Genomic DNA, 15,140 nt, shown 5'->3' on the forward strand with positions numbered 1-15,140 from the left:
GAGCCGACTCCAGTGGTCGTGTCAGGGCGACCGGCTGGAGGATGGGACCTGTCCCCTGGTCCCGCGCAGGCGCGTCAGTGCCGCTGTAGCTTCGCGAGCATCAGGGTCGGGTCGTTTCCGGCGAGGTTCGCGCCGTTGGTCACATAGACCCGGTTTCCTCGAACGATGACAGCTGTGGTCCCCTGCATGCCGTCATCGGCGTCCAGCAGGGTCTCGCGGGCGCCGCCGGCGTCCACGCGCACGAACTCGCTGCTCTGGTTGATCGCGGCGAGGATCTCGTTGCCCCGGCCGGTGAAGTCGAAGTCGTCGATGCCCTCCAGCCCGGTGGCCCGGACCTCGGCACGGCCGGAACCACCGTCCTTGGTCATCGGGATGCGGACGACGGTGCCGTGGTCGGAGTTGGACGCCCACACGGCGCCGTGGTGGATCTTCATGCCGTTGGCGCCGAAGAAGCCGGCGGGCGCCAGGGCCGGGTCCGCCGACCACACCGAGGCCCGGCCGCCGCTCAGCGGAGCCTGCCAGATGCGCCCGCCGGCGGAGTCGGTGACCAGGAAGCGGTGCCGCTCACCGTCGATGACCAGTGCGTTGGGGAACGAGTCGGCGGGCAGCGGCACGACGAGCCGGGGCTCACCGGACCGGCTCAGCCGCCAGATCCCGGTCAGGCCGCCCTGCCCGGAGGAGTAGAGGAAGTACACGGCGCCGCTGCCCGACCGGGCTACCCCGGTGACATCCGGGGCCCCGACGATCGGGGTAGTGGTGCCGCCGCCCGGAGGCAGCGGCATGGTGGCGAGTACCCGGACGGCCCCGTCCCGCGCGACCCGTACCACCTGGCGGGCGGGGATCATGCCGATGACCACGCTGCCGCCGGGCTCCAGCGCGATGCTCTCGGCGACCTGGCCCGCCGCCCGATCGAAGTGGGCGAGGACGCGCACGTCGCACAGGCGGCTGCCGGCAGCGCGGTCGGGACGGGCCGGGGCGGTGGCCGGGTCCGGGGCGGCGAGGGCCGCCGGGGCCGCGGCGAGCACGCCGAGCAGCGCGGCAAGGCCGAGCACGGCGGCGCGCCGCCGCAGCCCAGCGGGTCGCCCCGCTCCGGTGATCACGACGGAGGTCAGGGTTTGCGGGCGACGACGCTGTAGTGGGCGACCTGTTCGGGCGTGCCCCAGGGGCTGTTGATCTCCATACGCCACCTGGACGTCGAGACGATGCCGGGCTCCAGGATTTCCAGGCCCTCCACGAGCCGTTCCATCTGACGGCGGTCGCGTGCGCAGATGGGGAGGCCGCCGTCCTGCATGAACCGGTCCATGGCGTCCAGGACCCGGCGGCCGTGGAAGTCGGCGGTGTCGTGGACCAGGACGAAGTGGCTGCCGGGCGCGAGCGGCGCCAGGAGCCGCCGGACGATGGAGGTCGCTTCGTCGTCATCCACGATGTGCTGGAGGACGCCGATCAGCATGACGGCGACCGGTTCGGACAGGTCCAGCGTGCCGCGCGCGGCATGGAGCACGTTCTCGGGTTCGCGCAGGTCGGCGTCGACGTAGGCGGTACGCCCCTGCGGGGCGCTGGTGAGCAGCGCGCGGGCGTGCGCGAGGACGAGCGGGTCGTTGTCGACGTACACGATCTTCGCGTCGGGAGCGACGCGCTGCGCGACCTGGTGGGTGTTGTCCATCGTCGGAAGGCCGGTGCCGATATCGAGGAACTGGCGGACACCGGCGTCCCGCGCGAGGAATCGGACGGCACGGCCGATGAACGCCCGGTCCTGGCGTGCCAGCGCGACGATGTCGGGGTGGATGCGGGCGATGGCTTCGCCGACTTCGCGGTCCACCGGGTAGTGGTCTTTCCCGCCCAGCCAGTAGTTGGTGATGCGGGCCGAGCTCGGCACGGTCGTGTCGATCGCTGGCGGGTCGGCGCTGTCGGCCATGGGGGCGCTCCGATCCGGGCGGCTGGGTTCCCGATCTCCATCCTGTCCGCGCTGGCCGTTTCCGTGCGGCCGACGACCCCGATGGCCGACGTCGGCCGGTCCTGCACGTTCACAGGGGGGTATGTGGGCGGATTCCACCCAGAACGGAGCGCCGATCCGGCGAACGCGTTCGTTACGATCGTCGTCATGAGTGCGAGGAGAGAGCCGATCAGCCGCCGGGACCGTCCGGCGAAGCCCGCCCTGTCCCGCAGGTGGATCATCGAGACCGCGGTCCGGGTCATGCGGTCGGAGGGGCTGGAGAAGGTGACGATGCGCCGCCTGGCCCAGGAACTGGACACCGGCCCGGCGTCGCTGTACGTCTATGTCGCCAACACCGCCGAGGTGCACGCGGCGGTCCTGGACGCCCTGCTCGGCGAGGTCGACCTGACGGGCCGGGACGGCGGCGAGGGCTGGCGTGAGCGGCTCCGCGCGGTGATGCGGTCCTACACCCTGGTGCTGCTGGAGCATCCGCAGCTCGCACGGTCCGCACTGGTCGCCCGGCCGAGCGGGGAGAACTACCTGCGCCTGGTGAACCGCATCCTCGACCTGCTGTCGCGCAGCGGCGCCACGCCCGAGCAGGTCGCCTGGGGCGTGGACAAGCTGCTCCAGGACGCCACGGCCACCGCCGCCGAGCAGTCGACGCGGGACCGTGACCCGGCCGCCGAGGACGACTGGAGCGCCGCCGTACACGCGTTGGACGCCGCCGCGGACACGCACCCGGCGATCGCCGCGCACATGCCCGCCCTGGTCGGCGGCTCCCCGGAGGAGCGGCTTCGCTGGAGCTTCGACGTCCTGGTCAACGGGATCGTGGGAACGCCCGTCCCCGGCGCGCAGGGCTGAGGTCCGGGCCGGCTGCCCGTCCGCTGCCACCGGGTGCGGGACGCGCCGAAGCGAACACGTTCGTTGGGAATTTGTTCGGCACGAACGCGTTCGTTATGGTGAGGGTGACGTACGCACCCGGCCGACCGTTCCGGTGCGTCCGGTCCGTGCGCACAGATCCTCGCCGTTCCGCGCGGTCCCGGCGCCATTTCCGCCGGTGCCCGCAGACCGTTCCCGTCCCATCGGAGGCAATCATGAGCACCCATCACGTCCCGATCGCGATCATCGGAGCCGGGCTCGGCGGCCTGACCGCCGCCCGCGTCCTGCACGTCCACGGCATCGAGTCGGCGATCTTCGAGCTGGAGGACTCGCCGGCCGCCCGGACCCAGGGCGGAATGCTCGACATCCACGAGGAGAACGGGCAGCAGGCGCTGCACGCCGCCCGCCTCCACGACGGGTTCCGCAAGATCATCCATGCGGGCGGGCAGGCGATGCGCCTGCTCAGCCCCGACGCCACCGTGCTCGTCGACGAGCCGGACGACGATGCCCGAGGCCGCCCGGAGGTGGACCGGGGCGACCTGCGCGACCTGCTGCTCGGCTCGCTGCCCGCCGGCACCGTCCACTGGGGTCGGCGGGTCGCCCGCGCGCGGGCGCTCGGCGACGGCCGCCACGAGGTGGAGTTCGCCGACGGCGCGACCATCACCACCGACCTGCTGATCGGCGCGGACGGCGCCTGGTCCCGCGTCCGGCCGCTGGTCTCCGACGCCCGGCCCGCCTACACCGGCGTCTCCTTCGCCGAGACCGACCTGTTCGAGGCCGACGCCCGCCACCCGCGCAGCGCGGCGGTCGTCGGCGGCGGGTTCTTCATGGCCCTGGGCGACGAACGCGGCATCCTCGCGCACCGGGAGAGCGACGACAGCCTGCACGCCTACGCCGCGCTCAAGGTCGGCGAAGGCTGGCTGGACACGGTCGACTTCACCGACCCGGCCGCCGCCAAGGCCGCCATCCTCGCCCGTTTCGACGGCTGGTCCGAGGACCTGCGAGGTCTGATCGCCGACGCCGACACCATCGGCCCGCGCCGGATCCACGCCCTGCCCGTCGGGCACCGCTGGGACCGGGTGCCGGGCGTGACGCTGCTCGGCGACGCGGCGCACCTGATGTCCCCGTTCGCGGGAGAGGGCGCCAACCTGGCCATGCTCGACGGCGCCGAACTCGCCCTGGCCGTCGCCGCGCAGCCCGGCGACACCGAGGCCGCCCTGACCGCGTACGAGAAGACGCTCTTCCCGCGCAGCGCCGAGGTCGCCCTGGAGTCCGCCACCAGCCTGGACACGATGTTCGGCGAGCGAGCCATGCAGGACATGGTCGCCTTCTTCGCCTCGCACTCCGAGCCCGACACGGACCCGTCCTGACAAAGGAGTTGATGACGATGCCCGCTCCCCGTTCCGTCCCCGTGCGGCCCGGCCTCGACCTCGACGTGCGCGAGGCCGGCCGCGGCAGCCCGGTCCTGCTGCTGCACGGCGGCCCCGGCCCCGCCGGCGTCGCGCCCCTGGCGGACCACCTCGCGGCGACGCACACCGTCGTGGCGCCCACCCATCCGGGCTGGGACGGCACCGCGCGGCCCGACGACCTGGACTCCGTGCCCGGTCTCGCCGCCGCCTACCTGGACCTGCTCGACCACCTCGACCTCACCGGCGTGACGGTGATCGGCACGTCCTTCGGCGGCTGGGTCGCCACCCAGACCGCCCTGGACGACCGGCAGGGCCGGATCTCCCGGCTCGTCCTCATGGACGCCATCGGCCCCGCCGTGCCCGGGCACCCGGTCACCGCGCCCACCGGGCCACCGCCAGGAGCCCCCGCCCCTGCGGAGGCCCCGGGGCGCGGGCCGTCCCCCGCGTCGATGGCGGCCCTGCGCACCTACGCCGGTCCGGACCTGGCCGACCCCGACCTGCTGCCCCGCCTCGCCGCCGTCACCCATCCGGTGCTGGTGATCTGGGGCGGGAACGACACCGTCGCCACCCCCGAGTACGGCCGCGCGTACGCCGCCGCGTTCCCGCACTCGCGGTTCCACCTCATCCCCGGCGCGGGACACCTCCCCCTCCGTGAGGAGCCGGAGGCGGTCTTCGCCGCCCTCGACACCTTCCTCGCGTCCACCGACCGCTGACGACCCGTCCGACGGTCCCCCTCAAGCCATCGGAGGCATCATGACGAAGATCGGCATCATTCTCGGCAGCACCCGCACCGGACGAGCCGGCGAACGCGTCGCGCACTGGGTTCTGGAGCAGGCACGACAGCGCGGCGACGCGGACTACGAACTGATCGACCTCGCCGAGGTCGACCTGCCACAGATCGACGAACCGTTCCCGCCCGCCATGGGCCGCTACACCCACCCCTACACCCAGCAATGGGCCCGGACCGTCGCCGCCTACGACGGCTATGTGATCATCACCCCCGAGTACAACCGCTCCTTCCCCGGCGTGCTGAAGAACGCCCTCGACCGCGTCTACGCCGAATGGAACAACAAGGCCGTCGGTCTGGTCTCCTACGGCATGGACGGCGGAGTGCGCGCCGTCGAGGCCCTGCGTCCGGTCCTGGGCGCCCTGCAACTCGCCGACGTCGCCCCACAGGTCACCCTGAACATGCGCACCGACTTCGCCGACTTCGGCGCCAAGTTCACCCCCGGCGAGCACCAGGGCCCCGCCCTTGCGGCGATGCTCGACCAGCTCCTGCCATGGAGCAACGCCCTCGCCCAGACCCGAGCCAGCGCAACCCCAAGCCCCTCCTGAAACCCCTCACCCGCGTCGGCAGGCCAAGCCCCCCGACACCGCCCTTGATAACGCTCCGCAGTGTTGACCAGGCCGGCCGGCTTGTCCTTGGATCGAGGTCACCCGCAATCCCCAGGACCGCCCATCCCGGCGCCGATCACCCCACGACCAACCGTCAGGCCGTGCTCCCTTTCTGATGCCTTCCAGCCGCCCCCCCCGTCAGCGCGGATCGCTGTTTCGGTTGTGGATCGGGTCAGTCCGGGTGTTGTCGCGGTCCGGGTGTGGGGCGGTGGGGGCCGGTGAACTGGCGAACAGGTGGGCTGCGCTATGGGCGTCGTTGGTCTGGTTGAGCCACTGCTGGAGGACGTTGGCTAGGACTTGTTCACCGCTGTGGGCGAGTTCGGCGTTGCGGTCGGCCTGGGAGCGGCGGACCCAATAGCGCAGTGTGGTCTGGGGGCTCTTGTGGTTGGCGAAGACCATCACCTGGGCGAGTCCGGCCATGACTCCTTGTTCGCCGGATTGCTGGTAGAGGGCGTCCAGCATGTGGGTGATGCGGGAGGCGCGCCAGACATGCGGGGTCAGGTCGCGGCCGTCCACCCCGTCGGCGGTGGCGTGGCCGTTCAGCACGCCGGCGGCGCGGCCGAGGCTCTTGCTGATCCACAGGGCTCCGTGCCGGTCCAGCCGTCCGCCCTGGCTGTTGCGCAGCAGTGGGCCCTCGGTACGGCCGTCCAGATAGAGTTCGAGCAGGTCGGCGAGGAAGTGCGGGATCTCCAGGTCGCGGACCTCACCGCCCTTGCGGCGCACTCGCAGGAACGTGCGGCGGCCCTGGATGCGCAGATCGTTCGCATCGGCCCGGCAGATCTCGGTGACCCGTCCAGCCAGCACGTACAGCAGAACGATCAGGACCAGGTCGGCCAGCCGGCTCGCCTGGGCGGCGACCTTGGCGACCTCTTCCTTCTCCAGGATCGGGGTGGCTGTGGAGGCGTCGGCCTGGTCGATCCGGGGGCGTACGTCCTCGGTGACCGGGTTGCGCGGCGGCGGGTCCAGCACTCCGGCGGCGTAGCTGTACAGGCTGGACAGCGTGGCGACGTACCGGTTGATGGTGCGCGGCGCGATGCCGCGTTCGCTCATCCGCAGCCGCCACATCTCCAGGTGCGCGGTTGTCAATTGCCCGAACGCCCACTGCTGGTGGCCCAGTTCGCGGGCCAGCGGTGCCCACACCGCCAGCAGGTCGTCGCAGTAGCCGCGGCGGGTGGCGGTGGAACCGCGATGCGCCGAGGCCAGCCACCGGATCACCACCTGAAGGGTGTCCGGCTCGACCGCTTCGGCCAGCAGTTCCAGGCGGCGTCGGTAGCGGCGGGTCTTCGGGCCGTTCGGGGACGGCACCCAGCCGACGAAGCGGTCGCCGAGGTCGGCATCCAAGGTGCTGAGCGCATCGTGCAGCAGCGGCGGGATCTCGCGGGCCAGTTCGCCGTTCCCGCTCCCAGCGGCGAGGAGCCGTCCGGTCAGCATCCGTCCTCCGCGGGCCGTACGCCGGTCGTCCCGTCGATCATCCGCACCCGCAGGTCAACGCCTCCAGGACCTTCCAGGCCGAACGTCGGACGGCGCACCAGATGGCACCATCGCCATTGCGAGGTCCTCGTGGAGGACGGCCGCAGTATCTCGGGCCGGTGCGCGGCGAACGACGTCCCCGTTCGGGACATGGTGCCGGTCATGGCTGTGCAGAACCTCCGGTGAGCGCTGAGCAGGAACGAACGGGTGCAGGTCGACTGACTCGTTTCCGCGCGCCTTGCACGCACGTACGGACCGCCGCACCGATCGCGGAGCAAGTGGAGCGCGGAAGCAAGGCGTCCGGGCATCGCGGGAACTGCTCTTGATGCAGGGATGCTTGGCGTCCAGGTGAGCATCGTTATGAGGCGCGGCCACGGGCCCGCGCGCTCGCTTCGGTCCCCTTCGCGTCGGCAGGGCATCTCACGGTCACCTCCCCTCCCCTCCGAACGGAGACCATAGCAGACCGCTTAATAACCCTTAAGTGGTCTCAGGCCTTCCTCAACTATCCCATCAATTCGATCCAATCTTGATGTGATTGATTAATCTGATCGAATGCTAGGCTTGTGATCATGTCTGATGGCGATGAGAGGCCCGAACAGCCAGGTGGGGGCCGCGCAGCCGACGGCGCAGGTGAAGTACTGGCGAGCGTCCCCGGAACCCGGCAAGAGCCGGCCAGCGCCGTACTCGACCAGGCGCGGGAAGAGGGAGAAACCGGCCCCGGCTCCAAGTCGGCCGCGCGGCCGGACGCCGAGCGGGGCACATCGGCCTCGCAGGCTGATCCCGCCCCGTACGGCCGGTGCGGTTTCTGCGGCCGGGATCTGCCGCCCGGCTGAGGCGTGGGGGAAGCCGCTGAAGTACTGCCCGGCGCCCCGTACCTGTGCGGTTCAGGCCAGCAACGCCCGCCGTGACGCCCGCCGCCGCGCGAGCGCCGCGACCGAGCGGCGCCGGCAGGTCTTGGCCGACGAGGCCGGGCCTGCCCTGGACACGTTGGCCCGACTGCTCGCCGAGCACACCGAGCAGGCCCGGTCGCTCCAGGCCGCGTTGGATGCCGAAGACGGCTTGGAGCAGATCAACGCCGAACTGCTGGAGCGCGTCGCCGACGCCGAGCAACGCGCCGACGAGGCGGACCGGAAGGCCACCGAGGCCGCCGCCCGCCGGATCCGCGCGGCCGACCAGCGCGCCGAGACGGCGCTGGCCCTCGCTGAGGCCGCCGATGGGCGGGCCGCCGAGGCGCACCGGCTTGCCGATGAACGTGTCGCCAAGGCGCAGCGGGAGGCAGACGCGCGGGTCGCCGAGCACGACCTGGCCCGCGGCCGCGCCGAGCAGCAGGCCGCTCAGGCCGCCCGGGACGCCGAAACCGCCCGCGCCGGACAGCAGACCGCCGAACGCGGACTACACGCGGTCACAGCGGAACGCGACCGCCTCGCCCGAGACCACGCCAAGGACAAGGCCGCCCTGCAAGCCCGCGAGAGCGAACTCGCCGAGGCCAACGCCCGCGCCGAACGAGCCGAGGCAGCGCTCGCCGAGGTGCGTACCGCCGCCGAGGCCGCGGCACAGCAGGCCCGCGACGCGGCACAGACCGCCGCGTCCGAACTCGCCACCCTGCGTACGCAACTGCGGGCCACCCAACGCGAACTCGCCGCAACCACCGAACAAGCCGCCAACGACCGCGAACGTGCGGCCGCCGCCACTGCGGAGGCCAGCGCCGCTACCGCGGTTCTGGACACTGTTCGTGCCGACCTGGAAGCCCTGCGGCTCGACGCCGCCCAGCAACGCGAACGCGCCGCAGCCGAACAAGAACGCACCCGCGCGGCCCAACACCACGCCGCCCTACTGGAACGCGAACTCGCCGCCCTCCGCGGCACCCCTGACCCACCGGACGGCGCATCCGAAGCAAATTGACGTCGTCTCTTCGGGGGCCGTTTTCGACGGCGGTGACACACCGGCCGTGGTCGGCCCCCTGAGTAGGCCTGTCGTTAATGAAGCTGTCACCAGGTACACGCGAGTGAGTTGAGCCTGGTCAGTGCTGCGGGATGAGAGCGCGCCGGCATTTGCTGCCTGCTGGCCGTGCTCGCGGAGCATGCGCAGGACGATGGCGGGTGATGAGTGCTGGCCCTTCTTCTTTCCTTTGGTGATGACCAGGCAGGCGGCGATGTCGCGCAGGCTCATGTTCTGGTCTCGCAGGTGGAGGGCGTGCGACAGCATGGCGTCGTCGGTGCCGCTGGCTCCGCCGATGGTCTTGCCGCGGGTGCGGGCGGATTCGTGGCCTTCCAGGGTGCGGTCGCGGATGTACTCGCGTTCCATCCCCGACATGCCCGCTAGCACGATGAACACGATCCCGGACGGTTCGTGCGAGCCCTATGGCTCGACGCTCGGGCCGTTTGGTGGCGCGGGTGGAGATCTTCTCGTGGAAGATCCGGGTGACTCCTTCCTTCCGGAGCCGAGTCGAGCTGGGCGTCCAGGGATTGGCGGGCGGTTGAGGCGCGGGTGTGGCCGATCCGCAGGCGCCCGGCCGGTTCGGTACCGGCGGCCGCAGGGCACGGCGGTTCGACCCGGACCATGCCGGGCTTGCGCACGGCGGGGTGGGAACGCCCAGGGCCTTGGCCAAGGGACGGCACGAGCTGGAACCGTGCGGTGTGGTGCTGGACGGCCACCTTGCCCTTGCCGGTGCGGCCCGGCGATACGGGCGGGGCGGCGCAGGTGGACATGGGGCAGACGTGGGGTTTCACGCGAGTGGAGTCGGCATCGTTCAACCGCGAGCGGAACATGTGAGCGTTTCGCGTATCCACTCGTATGGAGCAACCCGTGAAACGGTGCTCGTCCTGGAGGGTTTCCGCCGGGCGAGGTGTTTCATAGGTCCTCGCCTGTGAAACAAGCAGCCACGGATCGTGCCCTCGCCGCCGGGCTGTTCAGAAGCTGTGGTCAGCAGCGGTGGCTGTCGAGTTCGGCCGACAGTTCGGCGGTGAACTGTTCGGCGTCGGTGAGGCGAGCGCGGATCTTGGCGGTGCGTTCCTGGACCAAATGGTGGTAGTCGGCCAGCCGGTCGAGCAGGCCGGCGCGTTCGGTGCCGGAGGTGTCGGGGGCGCTGAGCCGGTCGAGGATCTCCAGCAGGTCGCGCATTTCCTCCAGGCTGAAGTCGAGGGGTTTCATCCGCATGATGACCCGGAGGCGGGCGACGTCGTCGTCGGTGTAGAGGCGGAATCCGCCCGATGAGCGGGCGGTGGGCGGGGCCAGTCCGACCTCGCCGTAGTAGCGGATGGTGCGCAGGCTCAGGCCGGTCTGTTCGGCGACCTCGCCGATCTGCATCCGCACCTGCCCCATTGCGCCCCCTTTCAGCGGGAACATCTTAGGGCCGAGAGGAGCGCGGTCCTGTTCGCCGATCAATGGCTTGCGGTCAGCTCGCCGGACAGGGTGCCGTGCATGTGGGCGCTGGGCTGGTTGAGGCCGATGATCTCGACGGTCTTGCCGCGTTGGGCGTACTTGGCGGTGACGGCGTCCAGGGTGGCGACGCTGGAGGCGTCCCAGATGTGGGCGTCGGTCAGGTCGATGACGACGTGGCCGGGGTCGCCGGCGTAGTCGAACTGGGTGACCAGGTCGTTGCTGGAGGCGAAGAAGAGTTCGCCGGTGACCGCGTAGACGGCTTGGCCGCCGTCGGGGTCGACCACGGCCGAGACGTTCACCAGCCGCGACACCCGCCGCGCGAAGATGACCATGGCGGTGATGGAGCCGACGACCACGCCGATGGCCAGGTTGTGCGTGGCGACCACCGCGGCCACGGTGATCACCATCACGGACGTCTCGCCGAGCGGCATGCGGCGCAGGGTGGCGGGCCGGATCGAGTGCCAGTCGAAGGTGCCGACCGAGACCAGGATCATGACGGCGACCAGCGCGGCCATGGGGATGTCGGAGACGATCGGGCCGAAGACGATACAGCCGACCATCAGGAACACCCCGGCCAGGAAGGTGGAGATCCGGGTGAGGGCGCCGTTCTTGACGTTGATCATCGTTTGGCCGATCATCGCGCAGCCGCCCATGCCGCCGAAGAAGCCGGTGACGATGTTGGCGATGCCCTGCCCGATGGACTCGCGGGTCTTGCCCGAGTGGGTGTCGGTGAGGTCGTCCACCAGTTTGGCGGTCATCAGCGACTCCATCAGGCCGACGAGCGCGAGCGCCAGGGCGTAGGGCGCGATGAGGGTGAGGGTGTCGAGGGTGAACGGCACGTCCGGCAGGCCCGGGGTGGGCAGTGAGGACGGCAGGGCGCCCTTGTCGCCGACCGTGGGCACGGCGATCCCGGCGGCCAGGGTGATGGTGGTGAGGATGACGATCGACACCAGCGGCGCCGGGACGGCCCTGGTGAGGCGCGGGAACAGCACCATGAGCGTCAGTCCGGCGGCGACCAGCGGGTAGACCGGCCAGGGCACGTCCCGCAGTTCGGGTACCTGCGCCATGAAGATCAGGATGGCCAGCGCGTTGATGAAGCCGACCATCACCGACCGGGGCACGAACCGCATCAGCCGCGCCACGCCCAGCGCCCCGAGCAGCACCTGGAACACGCCGCCGAGGATGACCGCGGCGATCAGGTACCCGAGGCCGTGCTCGCGGGTCAGCGGCGCGACGACCAGGGCGATCGCACCGGTGGCGGCGGAGATCATCGCGGGTCGCCCGCCGACGATGGCGATGGTGACGGCCATGGTGAACGAGGCGGACAGCCCGACGGTCGGATCCACCCCGGCGATGATCGAGAACGAGATCGCCTCGGGGATCAGCGCGAGCGCGACCACCAGCCCGGCCAGTACCTCGGTGCGCAGCAGCCGAGGCGTGATCGGGATCCCGGACGCCACGTGGCGGGACAGCACGACAGGCAGAGACAAGACACTCCAGACACAGGGAACCAGGGCGCGCCGGTCAGCGGCACACCCCAAGGCGGCAGGCAACGGGGACGACAGCGTCCAGATCGCCGGGTCGTCTGCCGGAAGGTCCACCCCGCGTGACCGTGGCCGGCGGCGGACCGTCGAACGATCTCTACTCTAACGTGACGGAAGAGTTGGATGCGAGGCGGAGACCACGCCTGCGTGGGGGATCTGGTGGCCACGATCCTGGCGGAGGAGGACGGTCTGCCCGTCGCCTTGACGCACCGGGACCTGGACAAGCCCGTCATCCACCGCGGCCGCGACGCCGCGCCGACCCTGCCGCCCGCGCCGTCCGCGCCGTCCGCGCCGAGCACGCCGCAGGTGGAGTTGCGGTCGTGGGAGACGCCGTACCCGGCGTACGCGCCAGTGGACATCACCCCGCCCGAGCTGCGCCCCGGCGCGGGCCTGGACGCCTCCGTGCACGCGGGCTGGGCCGAGCCGTGCATCGCCCCGGCCGCGCTGCCCGACCTGCCCACGCGCCGCGCGAACGCGCTCATCCCGTTCCCCGTCGACGCCGACGGGTGGCCGCTCAACCCGACCGGACGCACAGGGTGGATCGGCCGTGATCTGGCCGGTGGGGCGAGAACGCACCGAACGCCACACCCTCAACCATGCCAATCTAACGATCTCGGAGCCGTCGGGCTCGACCTCCCCACACGCCAGAGATCCTTGGCGCGGGTCCTTAGTGCCTGTGTCACAACCCGGGCTGCCAGCCCCGGGGTGGTGATTCAGTCCGCCGGCTCCGACAGGTTCAGGGCCGCAACGAATGCCGGGAAGGTCGGCGCGACGACGCGCCATCCCACAAACCCCCGACTTCCTTGGTGGAGGTCGACCATCTCCTCGCCGAAGACGACCACCTGAGGGTCCTCCGCGTCGGTGCGATAGTCCAGCGCGATCGCGATGCAGTCGGAGTATCGGGCTCCGCCGACCAGGAGAGCGCGGTCGAGGTCGAGCCAGGGCAACTCGACGGGCTCGGGCTGAGCGCCTCTCCGGGCCACCCAGAACATCCGCGCGAGTTCGCCGTCCTCAGTTTCGCGGGAGAGCCCTGCCGTTTCCCTCTCCATCTGGTCGATCGTCATGAACAACTGCACTGGCTCGTCCCTCCAGGGCACGACCCTGTCGAGTGCCTGCTCGCTGGGGTGACGCCAACGTCCATCGCCCAGCATCTCCACCAGCAGGGCCGGCACCACAAGTCCCCGAAGACGCATCGGCGACTGAGGTCTCGGGTGGTCCACGAAGAGGAGCCTGCCATGCCATCCATCACCGCGGCCAGTTACGGGCTTCCAACCCGCGTCAGGGCGACGAACTCACGACCCTTCGATACGCGATGGCGTCAGTAGCGCCCTGGGGTGAATGATCTTCGGTGAGTTGTGTGTGGAGACGGCCGAGCCCCGCCGTCCATGACGGCGGGGCTCTTCGGGGTGAGTGGTTCGGTCTTGCTCGGGTGGTTTGTATCCGCTGAGGAAGTCGGTGTCGTCCAGGTCTTTGAGGAAGCCTAGGACGTCGTGAAGGGTTTCGGTGGCACGGTGTGCGGTGTGCTCGGCCTGGTCGACGGCGCCGTGGACGGCATGGGCGTGGGCGGCGAGCAACCGCCATAGCGCGGCTGCGGTTCCGGTCGCGGCCCAGGCCAGGGTGCCGGGCTCGGCGCGACCGTTCATGACGTGCCGGAGCCGGTCGGCGTGCCAGAGCCACCAGCCTGCCTGCACGCATCCGTTCTGGCCGGTCGGGTCGACCATCTGCGCGACGGTCTCGGCCGCGATCGGGGCCGCGTCACTCTGCCCGGCTTTGGCTGCTTCGGTGGTCGCGTTCATGGCCTGGGTCTCGGCGCAGCCGAGTGCGATCGCGGCGGCCTTCAGCCGTCCGGCCGGTGTGTCGTCGACCATCGTGTCCACCGATGCCAGCTCGGTGAGACCGACGGTACTGCTTGGGCCAGCGCGAGGCCGTCCACCGATACTCCTTGATCGAGTGGAAGCCCATCCCGATGTCGTCGGCGAACCGCTGCAGCGACCGGGTCACGCCCCATGCCTCGTCGCTGGTCCCGCCCGAGCCGGCCGCCGTCATCGGCTCGATCTCCAGCGCCCGGTCACCGATCCCGAACTGCGCAGCGGTCGCTGCAGTGACCAGCTCCCGCGCCTCGGCCACCAACTGCTCGTATCGGTCGGCGCTCACCTGCCCTACCTTGCTAGCAGGGACGTCCATCCCTGCTCCCTTCACGGGGTTCCCGGACCGCCCGGAAACGCTTGACCGTGAGTGTGTGCTTGATCGCGACAAGTAACAACAGGCTGGATATAGGACCGTTTCCCCCAGGTCAGACCGGGGCGTTCGAGGATCATTCAACCGTTCGCAACTCCGTCACGGTGACGCCGCGGCGAACGGCTAACCGCGATCTCCAGGCCCGGGTGCGGCACGCCGGACTGCAATAGATCGCGCTGCTCTGCCGCTCAGCACCGATCACCCATTCGGTTCCGCACTCCGGACACCGCGCCCGTGACTCCGGCGAGACGTCCAACAGCTTCGCCACCACTTCCCGACTACTGCGCACCCACCGCCAGTGCCGCGCCCGACAAGCCGAACTGCGGTACCTCGCATCAGCTCGCATCCACCCCGGCAAGTCCCGCCCGCAACTCGGACAACACCGCAGCCCACCAGCCCGTTCGCCACGTCCCGCGCCTGCCGCATGCACCATCGCCAACTCACCGGTCCAAGGCGCGGCACCCCCCATCCATGCAAGCACCACCGGCACGACCCAGCCAGCCCCAACACCCTCGCCAGACCGGTCACCTATCGCTTGCCGGCAACGCATCCAAGGTGCGATTCGCGATGGTTCGGGTTGTGACACAGGCACTTATCGCCGTATTACGGTGAACACCTGGCCGGTGCTGCCGTCACACGGCATCTGGAACAGTGGCGCACCGTCTCACAGAGTGTTCTCAGGGAATCCAAGACATAGCCCGTTGCGGACTACACGAATGGTGTAGCCGGGCCTGGGGCTGCTAACAGGTGTGAAAGAGAAGTCCTCTGCGCCCTTGTTCTCATCTCCGCAGTGATCGTTGAAAACATAGGCTCCGGGGGTCTCGCGTGCCTCGGAGATGCCCATGCAGCCCCGCCCGAACCCAGGGTGTTCGATGATGACGCGGTAGCGGG

At 70.5% G+C, this 15,140-nt stretch carries 14 protein-coding genes; 5 read left to right on the forward strand and 9 right to left on the reverse strand.

The genetic code is table 11. The annotated features are described in order from the left end of the window. Positions 1 to 74: 74 nt before the first annotated feature. The gene (locus GEV43_RS41770; RefSeq protein WP_206681659.1) at positions 75 to 1,100 is read right to left on the reverse strand and encodes a hypothetical protein; all 1,026 of its coding nucleotides are present in this window, start codon (positions 1,098 to 1,100) and stop codon (positions 75 to 77) included. A gap of 8 nt (positions 1,101 to 1,108) precedes the next feature. Next, positions 1,109 to 1,915 carry an SAM-dependent methyltransferase gene (locus GEV43_RS41775; RefSeq protein WP_160826221.1) on the reverse strand — a complete coding sequence of 269 codons (807 nt, stop codon included), beginning with the start codon at positions 1,913 to 1,915 and terminating at the stop codon, positions 1,109 to 1,111. Between the two features lie 186 nt (positions 1,916 to 2,101). On the opposite strand from GEV43_RS41775, the gene GEV43_RS41780 reads away from it, so the two are divergent. From GEV43_RS41780 to GEV43_RS41795, 4 genes are all read left to right on the forward strand, one after another. After that, positions 2,102 to 2,794 (forward strand): TetR/AcrR family transcriptional regulator, encoded by a 693-nt coding sequence (locus GEV43_RS41780; RefSeq protein WP_160826222.1) that lies wholly within the window; start codon positions 2,102 to 2,104, stop codon positions 2,792 to 2,794. 233 nt (positions 2,795 to 3,027) lie between these two features. Next, a complete protein-coding gene (locus GEV43_RS41785; protein WP_160826223.1) occupies positions 3,028 to 4,182 on the forward strand; it encodes an NAD(P)/FAD-dependent oxidoreductase in 1,155 nt (384 codons plus the stop codon). 11 nt (positions 4,183 to 4,193) lie between these two features. Next, positions 4,194 to 4,934: an alpha/beta fold hydrolase gene (locus GEV43_RS41790; protein ID WP_160826224.1), complete on the forward strand. Its 741-nt coding sequence runs from the start codon at positions 4,194 to 4,196 to the stop codon at positions 4,932 to 4,934. Positions 4,935 to 4,974: 40 nt separating this feature from the next. After that, positions 4,975 to 5,556, forward strand: coding sequence for an NADPH-dependent FMN reductase (locus tag GEV43_RS41795; protein ID WP_160826225.1), 582 nt, complete (start codon positions 4,975 to 4,977; stop codon positions 5,554 to 5,556). 198 nt (positions 5,557 to 5,754) lie between these two features. Here the strand turns inward: GEV43_RS41795 and GEV43_RS41800 are convergent, their stop codons facing one another. Together GEV43_RS41800 and GEV43_RS41805 are read right to left on the reverse strand one after the other, a co-directional pair. Next, positions 5,755 to 7,047, reverse strand: a complete 1,293-nt coding sequence (locus GEV43_RS41800) for a tyrosine-type recombinase/integrase (protein ID WP_160826226.1) — start codon at positions 7,045 to 7,047, stop codon at positions 5,755 to 5,757. After that, the gene (locus GEV43_RS41805; protein ID WP_160826227.1) at positions 7,041 to 7,250 is read right to left on the reverse strand and encodes a hypothetical protein; all 210 of its coding nucleotides are present in this window, start codon (positions 7,248 to 7,250) and stop codon (positions 7,041 to 7,043) included. Before GEV43_RS41805 ends, GEV43_RS41800 begins: the two co-directional genes overlap by 7 nt. 790 nt (positions 7,251 to 8,040) lie before the next feature. Here GEV43_RS41805 and GEV43_RS41810 point away from each other — a divergent pair. Further along, positions 8,041 to 8,988, forward strand: coding sequence for a hypothetical protein (locus GEV43_RS41810; RefSeq protein ID WP_160826228.1), 948 nt, complete (start codon positions 8,041 to 8,043; stop codon positions 8,986 to 8,988). On the opposite strand, the gene GEV43_RS48795 is transcribed toward GEV43_RS41810, so the two are convergent. The 5 genes from GEV43_RS48795 to GEV43_RS54335 form a co-directional block, all read right to left on the reverse strand. After that, on the reverse strand, positions 8,917 to 9,420 hold the full coding sequence (locus tag GEV43_RS48795) for a hypothetical protein (protein ID WP_206681660.1): 504 nt from the start codon (positions 9,418 to 9,420) through the stop codon (positions 8,917 to 8,919). The two genes, GEV43_RS41810 and GEV43_RS48795, sit on opposite strands and share 72 nt — an antisense overlap. Positions 9,421 to 10,008: 588 nt before the next feature. Then, the gene (locus GEV43_RS41820) at positions 10,009 to 10,407 is read right to left on the reverse strand and encodes a MerR family transcriptional regulator (protein ID WP_160826229.1); all 399 of its coding nucleotides are present in this window, start codon (positions 10,405 to 10,407) and stop codon (positions 10,009 to 10,011) included. Positions 10,408 to 10,466: 59 nt separating this feature from the next. Continuing rightward, positions 10,467 to 11,957: a SulP family inorganic anion transporter gene (locus GEV43_RS41825; RefSeq protein ID WP_160826230.1), complete on the reverse strand. Its 1,491-nt coding sequence runs from the start codon at positions 11,955 to 11,957 to the stop codon at positions 10,467 to 10,469. A 767-nt stretch (positions 11,958 to 12,724) separates the two neighbouring features. Next, the gene (locus GEV43_RS41830) at positions 12,725 to 13,183 is read right to left on the reverse strand and encodes a hypothetical protein (RefSeq protein ID WP_160826231.1); all 459 of its coding nucleotides are present in this window, start codon (positions 13,181 to 13,183) and stop codon (positions 12,725 to 12,727) included. 120 nt (positions 13,184 to 13,303) lie between these two features. Further along, entirely contained in the window at positions 13,304 to 13,879 is a 576-nt protein-coding gene (locus tag GEV43_RS54335) for a hypothetical protein (RefSeq protein WP_206681661.1), read from the reverse strand. Between the last annotated feature and the right edge of the window lie 1,261 nt (positions 13,880 to 15,140).

This window comes from Actinomadura sp. J1-007, assembly GCF_009793335.1.
Lineage (GTDB): Bacteria > Actinomycetota > Actinomycetes > Streptosporangiales > Streptosporangiaceae > Spirillospora > Spirillospora yumaensis.

What these genes read in the sequence shown, in the direction of transcription:
- GEV43_RS54335 (WP_206681661.1), bottom strand. Translation starts at nt 13,879, where the DNA reads ATGGTCGACGACACACCGGCCGGACGGCTGAAGGCCGCCGCGATCGCA.
- GEV43_RS41775 (WP_160826221.1), bottom strand. Translation starts at nt 1,915, where the DNA reads ATGGCCGACAGCGCCGACCCGCCAGCGATCGACACGACCGTGCCGAGC.
- GEV43_RS41800 (WP_160826226.1), bottom strand. Translation starts at nt 7,047, where the DNA reads ATGCTGACCGGACGGCTCCTCGCCGCTGGGAGCGGGAACGGCGAACTG.
- GEV43_RS41785 (WP_160826223.1), top strand. Translation starts at nt 3,028, where the DNA reads ATGAGCACCCATCACGTCCCGATCGCGATCATCGGAGCCGGGCTCGGC.
- GEV43_RS41805 (WP_160826227.1), bottom strand. Translation starts at nt 7,250, where the DNA reads ATGACCGGCACCATGTCCCGAACGGGGACGTCGTTCGCCGCGCACCGG.
- GEV43_RS41790 (WP_160826224.1), top strand. Translation starts at nt 4,194, where the DNA reads ATGACGATGCCCGCTCCCCGTTCCGTCCCCGTGCGGCCCGGCCTCGAC.
- GEV43_RS41780 (WP_160826222.1), top strand. Translation starts at nt 2,102, where the DNA reads ATGAGTGCGAGGAGAGAGCCGATCAGCCGCCGGGACCGTCCGGCGAAG.
- GEV43_RS41820 (WP_160826229.1), bottom strand. Translation starts at nt 10,407, where the DNA reads ATGGGGCAGGTGCGGATGCAGATCGGCGAGGTCGCCGAACAGACCGGC.
- GEV43_RS41795 (WP_160826225.1), top strand. Translation starts at nt 4,975, where the DNA reads ATGACGAAGATCGGCATCATTCTCGGCAGCACCCGCACCGGACGAGCC.